Origin of the sequence: Candidatus Microbacterium colombiense, assembly GCA_029203165.1 — a bacterium.
GTDB lineage: Bacteria > Actinomycetota > Actinomycetes > Actinomycetales > Microbacteriaceae > Microbacterium > Microbacterium colombiense.
In genome coordinates, this window is record CP119308.1 from 613,206 (window position 1) to 626,838 (window position 13,633).

Consider the following 13,633-nt stretch of genomic DNA (forward strand, 5'->3'; position numbering starts at 1 on the left):
GAATACATTCCTGGAATATAGGCTTCCCTAAGTCCACTGCATACGTATACAATCAGCGTCATGGCACACATGAAGCATCGGGCATTGCCGGTACTCGCACTCGCAGCCGTGGGCATGGTCGCCCTCACCAGCTGCGGGGCCGGGACCCGCACCGACAACGAAAACGCGACAACGGTGTCGTGCGACTACACCGCTCCCGAGGGCAAGACTACGGTCAATGTCCTCGCCTACAATTCCTCCGCCATCGACCCCTTCACCGACACCATGGTCAAGAGCTGTTCGACCGATGATGTGACGCTGAAGCACGACCCGATCGACTTCGGCGGGCAGGTGACCAAGACCACGGCCACCCTGTCCGGCGACACCGGCACGTACGACATCATCGAGACCTACGGGTTCGTCATCCCCGGATTCGGTGAAGAAGAGAAGCTCGTTCCGCTGAACGATCTGTGGGACAAGTACGCCGACGACTACGGCCTCGGCGACATCAGCCAGTCGATGGTCGAGGGCATGTCGTACGACGGTGACATCTACGCGATCCCGATGCAGGCGCAGATGTTCGTGATGGCCTATCGCACCGACATCTTCGACGACCTCGGCCTCGAGGTCCCGACCACCTTCGACGAGATGATCACCGCCGCCGACGCCATCAAGGACGCCGGGCTCATGGACTACCCGATCGCCCTGCCCTGGCTCGCGACCGCCGACGTGACGACCGGATTCGAAGGGGCGATGAACTCCGTCGGCGCCGACTTCGTCACGGCCGACGGCGAGGTGACGCTCGACGGCCCAGAGGCCAAGCAGGCCGTCGAGGCGATGCTCGCGCTCAAGCCCTACATGGACCCGCAGGTCACCACCTTCGACCAGCCCAAGGTGCAGCAGCAGATGTTCAACGGAACCGCTGCCATGTCGATCATGTTCTCCGGCCGCATGTTCGACCTGACGCTGCCGGCCAACTCGAAGCTGTCCGACTCGTTCGGCTTCGCCGGTGCGCCGAAGATCTCGGCCGACGCCGAGTACTCCTACAACCGCCTGTCGATCGACGGCTGGTCCATCCCGTTCAACACCAAGCTCGACCATGACATGCTCTTCCAGATGATGGCATCCGCCGTCAGTGAAGACGCGTCGACGGCATCCGTCCCCGCTGCCTACCCGGCTCGTGAGGGAATGGTCACGGCGGAGAACTCCCCGTACGGCGCGGCGGCCAACGACTCGATCGCCAGCGCCATGCCGCCCATCGTGTCTCCGGTCATCGCCGACATCACGAACGAGATCCGACCGATCCTCGTCTCCATCCTCAACGGACAGGTGAGCGTCGATGACGGACTCGCCCAGATGCAGGCCGCCGGCGAGAAGGTCGCCGGCTGACCACGGACCGACCGTCCATGACTGTGGCCTGAGCGCGAGTTCAGGCCACAGTCCGTCCAAGGGAGGACGCATATGAAGGCACGCGAATTCTGGCTGCTCTTCGCTCCGAGCCTGCTGGTGATGGGGGCCCTCCTCGTGCTCCCGCTGGTGCGCACGGTGCAGTGGAGCTTCGAGCAGGTCCGCTACGGCTCACCCGGCACCTTCATCGGGCTGGAGAACTTCACCGACGCGCTGACGGATCCGCGATTCCACAAGGCGGTGCTCTTCACGGTCGCCGTCACGATCATCACCACGGCGATCCTGCTGGTGTTCGGCTACATCATCGCCACCGGCATCAACCGCATCACCACCTCACGACCGCTGGTGCTCGGCATCATGCTCGTGTCGTACGTGCTGCCGAACCTCGTCGGGGCCGTCGCGTTCTCGTGGCTCTTCGACGACAACTTCGGCGGCGTCGTGAACCGCCTGATCGGCTTCTTCGGCGGATCGCAGGTGCTGTGGTTCACCGACCAGGTGCCCAACGCGATCCTCGTGATCGCCAACACCGTCTGGCACATGCTCCCGTTCGCGATGCTCATCATCCTCGCCGGGCTCCAGGGCGTGCCGAACGAGCTGAAGGAAGCGGCCAAGATCGACGGCGCCAACGGCTTCCAGACGCACCTCAACGTGATCATCCCGACGATCCGCGGAGTGCTCGGCTTCGTCACGCTGATCACGATCATGGACGTGCTGCGCATGTTCGACAATCTGATACCGCTCTCGCCGCAGGCGCAGAACATCGGCAACGAGTCGATCATGCTCTACGTCTACTCGGTCGCATTCGCCGACGGCGCCGAGAACCTCGGACTCGGCAGCGCGATCAACGTGCTCACCATCATCCTGATCCTCATCATGCTGATCCCGTTCATCCGGGGCATCTTCAAGGAAGCGAAGGCGGAACGATGAGTCTCACATCCGCAGAACTCACGACGAGGGCCATCGTCACCAGCGGCGCACCGAAGCGCCGTCGCCGCGGTCCGAACCGTCCTCCGGTGATCACAGGGCTCCTGCTCGGCATCCTCTGCATCGTCGTGCTGAGCCCCTTCATCTGGATGACGCTCTCGGTGACGAAGCCCACCGATGTCGCGTTCTCCAACCCGCCGGTGCTCTGGGACTACCAGCCGACTCTGCAGGCGTTCGTGGATCTCTGGCAGACGACCTACTTCGCCGACTACCTGGTGAACACCGTGGTCGTCGCCGTCGTGTCGACCGTGATCGCGCTGGCCATCGGCATCCCCGCGGCGTATGCGCTGTCGCGGTTCCCGAGCTACGTCTCGGCGCTGCTGCTCGTGCTCGCCCTGATCTTCCGGGCGCTGCCCCGTTTCGCGGTCGTGCTGCCGATGTACGACATCAGCCGGGCGCTGGGCATCTACGACACCACGTTCGCCCTGGCGATCGCCCTGGTCGCGATCAATCAACCGTTCACGATCTGGTTGCTGCGCAACTTCTTCGCCGACATCCCGAAGGAGCTCGACGAGGCGGCCATGATCGACGGCTGCACGAGGATCGGGATGCTGCGCCGCGTCATGATCCCCCTGATGGGCCCCGGCATCCTGACCGCCGGCATCTTCGTCTTCCTGTTCGCGTTCCAGGAGTACCTCACGGCGCTCGTGCTGACCGACACCTCGTCGAAGACCGTGCCGGTGTTCATCGCCACCCAGCTCGGGCAGACCCTGCCGATGCTGCAACAGGCGGGAGCGGCGTCGATGCTGCTCACGATCCCGGTGTTCGTGATCGCGTTCATCGCGCAGAAGTATCTCGTCGCGGGACTCAGCGACGGGGCGGTGAAGGGCTGACCGTGCCACTGGTGCAGCCACCGCTCGTGCTGCTCGCCGGCATGAACTGCACCGATGACCTCTGGGCGGATGCCGGATTCACCTCCGGCATCCGCCCCGTTCTCGATCGCGCCGACATCGACGAGCAGGTGGCCGCACTGCGCGCCGACCTGGCGGAGTCGTTCGTGCTGGTCGGGCACTCGCTCGGCGCGATCGTCGCGATGGCGCTCGCGCTCGCCGCACCGGAGCGGGTGGCGGGCCTGTGCCTCGTCTCGACCAACGCCAAGGAACCGACCGATCTGCAGCGCGACGGCTGGCGGTCCTGGCTCGCGCAGCTCGACGCGGGGGTGCCGGCTCGTGAGCTGCAGCAGAGCATCCTGAACCCACTTCTGGGTGCCGAGGTCGTCGACCGGCGACCCGACCTCGTCGCGCGCACGCTCCAGATGGGCGACGACACAGGGGCGGAGTTGTTGCGCGCGCAGCTCGAGATGCAGCTCACACGCACCGATCTGCTCGGGCGCCTGCACGAGCTCCGGATGCCGGTGCTGATCGTGTCGGGGCTGGACGACGTCATCTGCCCGCCGCACTTCCACACCGAGATCGCGTCGGAGGTGGCGGGCGCGCGCCTCGTGTCGCTGGACGCCGGACACCTGCTGCCCCTCGAGCGCCCGTGGGAGTTCGGCGAGCTCGTGCGCGCGTGGTGCGCGCAGCATCGGCTCGTGGAGCCCGTGGGGAGGAGAACTTCGTGATGGGCGGGAGGATGCGGCGTGAGCATCCTCCCCACACCGAGATCTCCTCCCGACGCGAGGCTCAGCGCGTGGGCGTGGCCAGATCGCGCAGGTGCGCCAGCAGCGACGAGGCGAGGTTGTAGACGACGAGGTCGGCCCCTGCGGCGAAGGATGCCTCGGCCGCGGACCGTGTGCCCACGATGTCCATGCGCAGCGACCGTGCCCGGGCGAGGGCCGCATGCACGCTTGCGATCGCGTCCGGCACCGGGGCATCGTCGGGCCCGGAGCTCGCGGCGAGATCGGCAGGACCGACCAGGATGCCGTCGAGCCGCGGTGTCGCGATGATCGCGTCGACGTTCCGCACCCCCGCGGGCGACTCGATCATGCCGAGCACCAGCGTGTTCTCGAGCCACCAGTCGCGGTGCTCCGTCGGGTCGACCTCGCCGAACCGCCCCGCGCGGCTGTAGGTCGCGAATCCGCGACTGCCGACCGGTGGATACAGCGACGCGTCGACCAGCGCGGCCGCATCGGCGGCACTGTCGAGGTGCGGGGCGAGGATGCCCTCGGCGCCCTGATCGAGCACGCGTAGGATCTGCGCGCGGTCGCCCTCGCCGACCCGCACGATCGTCGGCACGCCGTGCACGGCCGCGACAGCGATGTGCTGACGCAGCGCGCCGATGTCGGCCGGCCCGTGCTCGCAGTCGATCAGCACGAAGTCGAAGTCCGCCACGGCGAGCATCTCGACGAGCTCCTCCGACGGCATCCGCAGCAGCGCGCCGATCAGCTTCTCGCCCTCGTTCGCCCGCTCGCGCAGCGAGGCCATCACGCCACCATCCCCGCCGACAGGTCGACGTCGGCGCCGCACATGCCCGGCATCCCGAGCATCGCGACGACGGCGCTGCCGACCTCGGCCTCGGTCACCATGCGCCCCAGCGCCGAGCGCGAGACGAAGGCCTGCTCGGCATCGTCGACACTCGTGCCGCTCCTCTCGGCCTCGAGCCGGAAGTTGCGCTCCATGCGTGGGCCGGACACCGGGCCGGGCGAGAGCGAGTTCACGCGCACCCCGGCCGGTCCGACCTCGAACGCCAGCGTCGACGTGAGTCCGATGACCGCCATCTTCGAGGCGCAGTAGGGCGTGCGGTGGGCGAGTGGACGCTTGCCCGACACTGAGGCGACGTTGATGACGTCGCCGTCACCGCGCGCGACCATGCCCGGAAGCAGCGCCTTGCACAGTAGGAAGGTGCCGCGCACGTTGACGTGGAAGACCTCGTCCCAGTCGTCGACGTCGATGTCGGTGAGAGCGGCGACGGGACCCGGGATGCCGGCGTTGTTCACCAGGATCGACACCTCGGTGTCACCGAGCGCCTCGCGCAGGGCGTCGACGGATGCCGCATCCGACACGTCGCACGACACCCCACGCGCCCGCGAGCCGAGCTCCGCCGCCACTGCGGCGAGCTTGGCCTCGTCGCGGCCGACCAGGATGACCTCGGCCCCGGCGGCGTGCAGCGAGCGGGCGATGGCCGCCCCGAGTCCGCTGCCGCCGCCGGTGACCACGGCGGTGCGACCGGAGAGGTCGGTCATCGCGACTCCGCGCCGACCGCCGCGTGGCTCTCGTCGATCCACGCGAACTCCGCGCCGGCGTGACGCCAGGCCCGGGCATCGCCCGAACGCGCGTGGCCCTCGAACAGCTCCACACGGGCCGCGCGACCGCAGACGACCCCGAGCTGAGCGGACGACTCGGTGTTCTGCACCTCCTGGTACGTCACGGTGCGCAGGTACTTGCCCACCCACAGGCCGCCCGTGTAGCGCGCGGCGCCGAGCGTCGGAAGCACGTGGTTGGTGCCGATGACCTTGTCGCCGTATGAGACGCAGGTGTTCTCACCGAGGAAGAGGGCGCCGTAGTCATGCATCTTCGCGAGCGCCTCGCGCGGATTCTGCGTGAAGATCTGCACGTGCTCGAACGCGAAGTCATCGGCGATGCGGTACGCCTCGTCGAGATCGTCGGCCACGATCACCTGACCCCAGTCGCGCCAGGCGGGGCCGGCGTAGTCACGCGTCGGCATGCCCGGGAGGATCTTCTCGATCCAGTCGATGACCTCCTCGGCGAGCGTCTGCGAGGTCGTCACCAGCACGGCGGGGGAGTCGGGGCCGTGCTCTGCCTGCGAGAGCAGATCGACCGCGGTGAAGAACGGGTCGGCGTGCTCATCGGCCACGATCAGGATCTCGGTGGGCCCGGCGAACAGGTCGATGCCGACCTCGCCGAACAGCTGACGCTTGGCCTCGGCGACATAGGCGTTGCCGGGGCCTGCGATCATGTTGACCGGTTGGATGCTGTCGGTGCCCACGGCCATCGCCGCGACCGCCTGCACGCCACCGAGGATGTAGATCTCGTCCGCGCCGGCCATCTTCATCGCGGCGACGGTGGCGGCGGGGATCTCGCCGCGGATCGGCGGGGTGCACGCGACGACGCGGGGGACGCCCGCGACCTTGGCGGTGATGATCGTCATGTGAGCGGATGCCGTGAGCGGGTACTTGCCGCCGGGGATGTAGGCCCCCGCCGCCTGCACCGGCACGTGCTTCTGGCCGAGGAAGACGCCGGGCAGGGTCTCGACCTCGATGTCGACGAGGGAGTCGCGCTGCGCCTGGGCGAAGCGACGCACCTGCGCCTGGACGAACTCGATGTCGGTGATGACCTGCGCGGGGAGGGTGCCGATGATCTCGGTGATCTCCTCGTCGGAGAGGCGGTAGGTGTCGCGGCTCCAGTTGTCGAACTGCTCGGCGTAACGGCGCACGGCGGCATCGCCCTGCTCGCGGATGTCGCCGATGATCGCCCGTACGCGCTCGGCGACATCGTGCTGAGCGGTGTCCGCGAACGTCTTCGTCGGCGCGGTCTTGAGATGCAGGGGCATGGCCCGTCCTTTCATTGCATACGTATGTGCTGATTATGACCGCGTATGCATTCCGGCGTCAAGGGCACTAGAATCCGTTGAGTCGAGGGGGAGGCGCGAGATGGTCGTCACGAGTCGTGATGTGGCCCGCCTGGCCGGCGTGTCCCAGCCCACCGTGTCGCGCGCCCTGCGCGACGATTCGCGGGTGTCCCAGGCCACGAAACTGCGGGTGCGCGAGGCGGCCCAGCTGCTGGGCTACGTGCCGAGCGAGGCCGGCCGCGCGCTGTCATCCGGCCGCACCCGCCGCATCGGTCTGCTGCTGACCGATCTCGACAACCAGTTCTATTCGCACATCATCGCGCCGGTGCATCGCGAGCTCGAGAGCCTCGGCTACCAGCTCATGCTGCACACCGAGAGCGCCGACAACGACACGATCGTCGAGCGGCTCCTCGCGAACGGGCTCGACGGTGTGATCCTCGCGACCACCACGGTCGAGTCCTCCGCCCCCCTGCGCCTGAAGGATCGCGGCCTGCCGTTCGTGTACTTCAACCGCACCGGTGCGCTGATCGAGGCCGACGCGACCGTCGTCGATCCGGTGCAGGGGTATCACGAGGCGGTCGACCGTGCCGTGGAGCTGGGCCACCGCCGCATCGGCGCGGTGCTCGGCCCGATCAACACCAGCACGGCGCAGGCGCGCGAGTCGGCGCTGCGCGATGCCCTGCGTGCACATGGTCTGGCACTGACCGAGGCCGGCACCCGCAAGGTGCCGAACTACAGCGCCGACGAGGGAGAGAAGGCCGCGGCCGCTCTGCTCGCCGAGGACGACCGCCCGACACTGCTGTTCTGCGGCAACGACGTGGTGGCGTACGGCGTGCTGAACGCCGCGCATCGCGCGGGTCTGCGGGTGCCGGAGGATCTCTCGGTCGTCGGGTTCGACGACCTCCCCGAGGCGGCCTGGCCGATCGTCGACCTCGCCACGGTCGGCTACGACATCGCCGGCATGGCATCGGCGGCCGCCGACCTCATCGTGCGGCGCATCGAGGACCGCGAGGCGCCCATCGAGAACCAGCGCTTCGCATCGGCCTTCGTACCGCGCAGCACGCTGGCGCGCGCGCGCGCCGTCTGACCCTCCGCCACGAAATGACCACCGTGTGCGCTGAGTCGACTCTTGCGCTCTATTGTGCATACGCATACACTGACGAAAACGAAGCCTGCGATCACCGATGAACCGCAGACTCGGATCTCGAAGGAGTGAAAAGCGTGTCTCTCGACCCGGTCGCCTATCTGCCGTACAAGGACCCCGACGATTTCATCCGTGAAGTCACCGACCTGATCTGGGTCGACCGGTCGATCCACTACATCCGCGAGAACTACGAGCCCGACTCGATCGTGCACGGCGGTCTCGGCACCTCATCGAACCGTGACGAGGTCATCGAGGGATCGCTCATGCGCATCTCCGCGACGCCCGACCGCACCGGTCAGGCGGAAGACGTGATCTGGGAGGCCCGCGGCGACGACGCGTTCCTCAGCTCGCATCTCGTGCTCTCCGGGCACCTCCAGACGGGTGAGTTCAGCCGCACGATCGCGAACTGCCTTTACCGCCGCGGCCGCATGGTCGAGGAGTGGGTGGTGCGCGACACGCTCGCCGGTCCCCTCTCCCGCGGGGAGGACCTCGACGAGGTCGCCAGCAGGCAGACCTTCCGCGGCTTCTCCGGTTCGTGGAACGAGCCGGCTCCGGCCGATCCCGTCGCGCAGGGCGACTCCGGTGTGCGCCCCGACGATCACCGTGCCGAGGTGGAGACGGTCATCGACCTGATCCAGACCGTCTGGAACGACCGCGACCTGCAGAAGGTCGAGAAGTTCTTCGACCGCGACCTGGTGCTGCTCACGGTCGGCAACCGCCTGGTGATCCGGCCCGAGGGCTACCGCCGCGCGCTGCTGCGCCTGTTGGAGTCGTTCCCGGGCGGACAGTTCGAGATCCGTGACATCCAGACCAACTACGACGTGCGCTACGCGGGGCTCCGCGTGGCCGTGGTGTGGAAGTTCACCGGTGCCTACAACGGCGTGCCGAACTACGGTCCGCTCACCGGCAAGCCGGTCGACATCATCGGCATCTCGCAGTTCACGTTCCACCAGGGAGCGCTCGTCAAGGAAGTGCGCCTGTGGGACGACATCGCGGTGCGCGCCCAGATCCAAGGCCAGCGCGGCGATGAGCCCGTGGCCTTCAGCAACATCTACTGATCACCTCAAGATCACCAAGGAGAAGAAGAAATGAGCAACGCCATCGTCGACGCGACCGACGTCATCGTCGACGCGAACGAGATCGAGCGACGGACCATCCGCCGCACCGACTGGGTGCCGTGCAACTCGGCGTTCATCGACTGCCGCACCCCGGGATCGGACCGCAAGGAGAACTACTCCTTCATCGGGGCCGGCGTCTCGCAGAACGCGAACCAGTACGTGAACCTCGAGGTCAACCACGGGTTCAACACGGGAGCGGCGGGCATGCCCAACGGCATCTCGAACAACCTCCACCTGCACTTCACCGCGGAGGTCTTCATCAACCTCGGTGGCGAGTTCCGCCTCCGCTGGGGCGTGGACGGCAAGCAGGGCGAGTACATCAGCCATGACGGCGACATCGTCACGATCCCCACGTGGATCTTCCGCGGCTTCACGAACGAGGGTCTGGATGACGGCATCCTCTACACGGTGCTCGGTCGCGACGACAACGGCGGCATCATCTGGGGACCGTCGGTGCTCCGCGAGGCGGAGTCGTACGGTCTGCACCTCACGGCCGACAACCAGCTGATCGACACCGTCGCCGGTGACGTGCTGCCCGACGACGTGGCGCTGATCAAGCCGATGAAGCAGCACTACATCGACGAGCTCACGACGTACTCGCTGGAAGACATGCGCTCGCGGGTCATCCAGCCGGGCGACCGCAAGTACTCCTCGGCTGCGCTGCTGTGCGCAGCGGTCGACGGGGGCCGGGTCGAACTCGCCACCGCCATCGGCTACGGCATGAGCGAGAACCGCCGTCAGGTGCCGAACGTGCACGAACCCCACTCGTTCAACCTCGCCTGGGTGCGTGCTGAGGCCGGTCAGGGCGTGCTGCGCCACCGCCACGACAAGACGCAGGCGCTGCTGTTCAAGACCGGGCGCTGGGAGGTCACGCTCAACGATGACTCGTCGACGACAGTCACGCTCGGTGCCGGCGACACGTTCTCGGTGCCCGAGGGCGCCTGGCGTTCGTACGTCTGCGTCGAGGGCGATGAGACCGGCACGGGCACGGTGCTCGTGATCAACGGCGGCGACGACCGCGTCTACCTCGAGTGGGCCCCCGAGGTCGTCGCGGCCGCCGCGGCCGCCGACTGGACCATCGATCCCAACGGGTACCTGGCGCCGCTCGGAGTGATGGTCACCGCGACCGAAGATGACTGATTCACTGCGCCTCGCTGCGCTGTCGCCCGAGATCGTGCTCGGAGACGTCGAGGGAAACCTCGGTCGTCTCCGTGACGCGATCGCGGCGGCGGCGCGGCGGGGCGCGCACCTGATCGTGCTGCCCGAGTTGGCCACGGGCGGGTACGTGTTCACGGACCGCGCCGAAGCCACGGCATCCGCCCTCACCCGCGATGATCCGCGCTGGGCGGATCTGCACGACGCCATCCCGGAGGGTGCGGTCGTCGTGGTGGGCTACGCGGAGCGCGCGGATGACGGGCTCTTCAACACGGCCGCGGTACTGACGCGCGACGGCCGCCTCGCCGACTACCGCAAGTCGCATCTCTGGGGCGCCGAGAAGCTCGTGTTCGACGAGGGCTCGGAGGCCGGTCTCGTGGTCGATGCTCCGTTCGGCAGGCTCGGCGTCGCCCTCTGCTACGACAACGAGTTCCCCGAGGTGCCGCGCAGGCTGGCCCTCGCCGGTGCCGATGTTCTGGCGCTCCCGGTCAACTGGCCGCTGGTGCCGAGGCCCGCGGGCGAGCATGCACCCGAACTCATCCAGGCCATGGCCGCCGCGCGCTCGTCGCGACTGCCCATCGTGATCGCGGATCGCTGGGGGTCCGAGCGCGGCGTCGACTGGACCGACGGCACGGCGATCATCGACGAGCAGGGGTGGATCGTCGCGTTCCGGGCGGTCATGGGTGCGACGGCCACCGTCTCGCTCGCCGCGGTGCGTGAGAAGTCGCTACCGCCGCACAACGACCTGTTCGCCGACCGTCGGGCCGACCTGTACTGACGCGTTCGTCCGTTGTCGGCTCGCGGCGTCGGGAGGAGAACTCAGCGTGGGGAGGAGCATCCATCCCCTGAGTTCCTCCCCACGACGTGAACTCCTCCCGAACCCGGCCGCTCAGTCGGCCGCCGATCGCCCTTCGTGCTCGGGGAGTCGCTCGCGCAGCATCCGCTCCGCCAACTCGGCGAGACGCTGCGTGGCGGGTGAGAGCAGCATTCCCTCGCGCTGCACCAGAGCGATCGTGTCGTGCATCGGCTCGGCGAACGGGAAGGTGCGGATGCCGGCCGGGAACGCGTCGGACTCGGCGATCGACCGCGACACGATCGTGTCGGCGGTGCCGGCCGCGACCAGGCTCAGCGCCGTCTCGACGTGCTCGACCTCGACCGCGGGGTCCAACGGGAGGCCACGTAGGCGTGCCCGTTCGAGCAGCTGCCGCCGGGTCGGGTCGTCCCATCCGGCGAAGGCGTCGTAGAGCACGAGCTTGGCGGCAGAGACCTCGTCGATCGTGACCGGCCCGGCTTTCCGTGGGCGGGTGGCCGAGGCGTAGAGCACCTCGTCGCGGAAGAGCGGGCGCACCTGCAGGCCGTCCTCATCGACGGGCAGCACCAGCAGCCCCGCTTCGAGCTCGCCGTTCGCGATCGAGCGCGCGACGTGTGCGGAGTTGATGCCGACCAGCCGCAACCGCACATTCGGATGCCGGTGGTGGAACGTCTCGGCGAGGTCGGCGAGCGCGTAGTAGGCCGCGTTGCGCAGCACCCCGAAGGTGCAGGTGCCGCGGTCGAGCGACGTCAGCGCCTGGATCGTGTCGATGCCGTTCTGCACCGCGCTCACGGCCTGGGTCGCGTGCGGGCGCAGTTCGATCGCCGCCGCCGTCGGCACCAGGCGCCGGCTTCCCCGCGTGAAGAGCGCGACCCCGAGCTCGCGCTCGAGACGGGCGACGAGCTCCGACACCGAGGCCTGGGTCAGGTCGAGGTGCGCGGCGGCGGCGGTGAAGGAACCGTGCTCGAGGGCTGCGAGGAAGGCGCTCAACTGTGTGATGGTCACAACCAATGGTAAACCCGATGGATAGCCTCGTACTATCTGGGTTGTCCCTGGATTGCTCCGGTTCTAGCCTTCCTGCATGCGTTACTCCTCAGCAGTCCTCTCTCGCCTCGACGGCGCGTTCCACCACCTCAAGACCCCGCTCATCGATGCGCCGGCCGCACAGCGGGATCCGGCCGTGATCGAGACCGTCACGGCGATGCTCGCCGACATCCGCGAGCGGGGGATGGATGCCGTGCTCGACCACGCCCGGAAGCTCGACAACTACCAGGGCGCCGACATCGAGCTCACCGCCGAGCAGATCGCGACGAGCGGCGACCGCCTCGCGCCCGACCTCCGCGCGGCGATCGAGCTCGGCGCTGCGCGCACCCAGGCCTTCGCCCGCGCCTCGCGCGAGCACCTCACCGACTTCGAGACCGAGTTCGTGCCCGGCATCGTCACGGGTGCGAAGTACATCCCGGTCGCGCGCGTCGGCGCCTACCTCCCCGCCGGACGCTTCCCGCTCACGGCGAGTGCATTCATGACGGTCGGCGTGGCCAAGGCCGCGGGTGTGCCCACGGTGATCGCGTGCACGCCGCCGCAGCCGGATGGTGGAGCGAACGACGCCGTCGTCTATGCCGCACATCTCTCCGGCGTCGACCGGGTGTTCGTGATCGGCGGCGTGCAGGCGCTCGCCGCAATGGCCTACGGGCTGCTCGGCGACCTTCCCGTCGACATGCTCGTGGGCGCGGGCAACGCCTTCGTGGCCGAGGCGAAGCGTCAACTGTTCGGCACGGTCGCGATCGACCTGCTCGCCGGGCCCAGCGAGGTCGCGGTGATCTCAGACGAGACCGCCGACCCGGAGCTCGTCGCTGCCGATCTGCTGGGCCAGGCCGAGCACGGCCCGAACTCACCGGCCGCGCTGGTCACCACCTCGGAGGAGCACGGACGCGCAGTGATCGCCGCGATCGACCGGCAGCTCGAGACCCTCGCCACCGCCGAGATCGCCGGCGCCGCGTGGCGCGACTACGGCGTCGTGACGGTCGCCACGGACCGGGAGACCGCGGCCGCGCTCATGGACGACCTGGCCCCCGAGCACCTCGAACTGCTCACCGCCGACGACGACTGGTACCACGAGCGCCTGCGCAACTACGGCTCGATCTTCCTCGGGCCCTGGAGCACGGTGGCCTACTCCGACAAGGGCATGGCCGGTACCAACCACGTGCTGCCGACGGCCGGGGGTGCCAAGCACAGCGCCGGGCTCTCGGTCTCGCGGTTCCTGAAGCCGCTGACGTACCAGCGCATCACCCGACAGGCGACGCCGGAACTCGCCCACGCCGTGCAGGTGATCTCCGACTCGGAGGGCATGGCCGCGCACAGCGCCACCGCCACGCTGCGCCTCGCCGCGTTCGAGTAGGCCGCGCCGCGGCATCCGTCGCCCCGGCATCCGTCGCCCCGGCATCCGTCGCCCACGGCGCGCAGGATGCAGGGAGAAACACAGGATGCAGGGAGGATCGCCGTGATCCTCCCTGCATCCGTCACTTCTCCCTGCACCGCGACCGCCCGGCACCACCGGCCCGGCACCAG

13 protein-coding genes are annotated in these 13,633 nt (G+C 68.3%); 9 read left to right on the forward strand and 4 right to left on the reverse strand.

Annotated elements, in window-relative coordinates; genetic code table 11:
- Positions 1-60 precede the first annotated feature (60 nt).
- From P0Y60_02985 to P0Y60_03000, 4 genes are all read left to right on the forward strand, one after another.
- Positions 61-1,368 carry an extracellular solute-binding protein gene (locus P0Y60_02985; protein ID WEK61743.1) on the forward strand — a complete coding sequence of 436 codons (1,308 nt, stop codon included), beginning with the start codon at positions 61-63 and terminating at the stop codon, positions 1,366-1,368.
- A 72-nt stretch (positions 1,369-1,440) separates the two neighbouring features.
- Positions 1,441-2,313, forward strand: a complete 873-nt coding sequence (locus tag P0Y60_02990) for a sugar ABC transporter permease (GenBank protein WEK61744.1) — start codon at positions 1,441-1,443, stop codon at positions 2,311-2,313.
- A complete protein-coding gene (locus P0Y60_02995; protein WEK61745.1) occupies positions 2,310-3,203 on the forward strand; it encodes a carbohydrate ABC transporter permease in 894 nt (297 codons plus the stop codon). The genes P0Y60_02990 and P0Y60_02995 overlap by 4 nt, the downstream gene beginning before the upstream one ends.
- A gap of 2 nt (positions 3,204-3,205) precedes the next feature.
- Complete coding sequence (locus P0Y60_03000) at positions 3,206-3,931, forward strand: alpha/beta hydrolase (protein ID WEK61746.1); 726 nt, start codon at positions 3,206-3,208, stop codon at positions 3,929-3,931.
- A gap of 61 nt (positions 3,932-3,992) precedes the next feature.
- Here P0Y60_03000 and P0Y60_03005 read toward each other — a convergent pair whose 3' ends face one another.
- The 3 genes from P0Y60_03005 to hisD (P0Y60_03015) are packed head-to-tail and all read right to left on the reverse strand — an operon-like array spanning position 3,993 to position 6,819.
- Positions 3,993-4,733: an aldolase/citrate lyase family protein gene (locus P0Y60_03005; protein WEK61747.1), complete on the reverse strand. Its 741-nt coding sequence runs from the start codon at positions 4,731-4,733 to the stop codon at positions 3,993-3,995.
- The gene (locus P0Y60_03010; GenBank protein WEK61748.1) at positions 4,733-5,491 is read right to left on the reverse strand and encodes an SDR family NAD(P)-dependent oxidoreductase; all 759 of its coding nucleotides are present in this window, start codon (positions 5,489-5,491) and stop codon (positions 4,733-4,735) included. Before P0Y60_03010 ends, P0Y60_03005 begins: the two co-directional genes overlap by 1 nt.
- Positions 5,488-6,819, reverse strand: coding sequence for a histidinol dehydrogenase (gene hisD / locus P0Y60_03015; GenBank protein ID WEK61749.1), 1,332 nt, complete (start codon positions 6,817-6,819; stop codon positions 5,488-5,490). The genes P0Y60_03010 and hisD (P0Y60_03015) overlap by 4 nt, the downstream gene beginning before the upstream one ends.
- A 100-nt stretch (positions 6,820-6,919) precedes the next feature.
- Here hisD (P0Y60_03015) and P0Y60_03020 point away from each other — a divergent pair, with 100 nt between their 5' ends.
- The 4 genes from P0Y60_03020 (at position 6,920) to P0Y60_03035 (ending at position 11,032) form a co-directional block, all read left to right on the forward strand.
- Positions 6,920-7,924 (forward strand): LacI family DNA-binding transcriptional regulator, encoded by a 1,005-nt coding sequence (locus P0Y60_03020; GenBank protein WEK61750.1) that lies wholly within the window; start codon positions 6,920-6,922, stop codon positions 7,922-7,924.
- A gap of 134 nt (positions 7,925-8,058) precedes the next feature.
- The gene (locus tag P0Y60_03025; protein WEK61751.1) at positions 8,059-9,039 is read left to right on the forward strand and encodes an ester cyclase; all 981 of its coding nucleotides are present in this window, start codon (positions 8,059-8,061) and stop codon (positions 9,037-9,039) included.
- Between the two features lie 30 nt (positions 9,040-9,069).
- Positions 9,070-10,239 (forward strand): cupin domain-containing protein, encoded by a 1,170-nt coding sequence (locus P0Y60_03030; GenBank protein WEK61752.1) that lies wholly within the window; start codon positions 9,070-9,072, stop codon positions 10,237-10,239.
- Complete coding sequence (locus P0Y60_03035; protein ID WEK61753.1) at positions 10,232-11,032, forward strand: carbon-nitrogen hydrolase; 801 nt, start codon at positions 10,232-10,234, stop codon at positions 11,030-11,032. The genes P0Y60_03030 and P0Y60_03035 overlap by 8 nt, the downstream gene beginning before the upstream one ends.
- 111 nt (positions 11,033-11,143) lie before the next feature.
- Here the strand turns inward: P0Y60_03035 and P0Y60_03040 are convergent, their stop codons facing one another.
- A complete protein-coding gene (locus tag P0Y60_03040) occupies positions 11,144-12,070 on the reverse strand; it encodes a LysR family transcriptional regulator (GenBank protein WEK61754.1) in 927 nt (308 codons plus the stop codon).
- A 76-nt stretch (positions 12,071-12,146) separates the two neighbouring features.
- Between P0Y60_03040 and hisD (P0Y60_03045) the strand changes: the two genes are divergently transcribed.
- The gene (gene hisD / locus P0Y60_03045; GenBank protein ID WEK61755.1) at positions 12,147-13,463 is read left to right on the forward strand and encodes a histidinol dehydrogenase; all 1,317 of its coding nucleotides are present in this window, start codon (positions 12,147-12,149) and stop codon (positions 13,461-13,463) included.
- Positions 13,464-13,633: the final 170 nt, after the last annotated feature.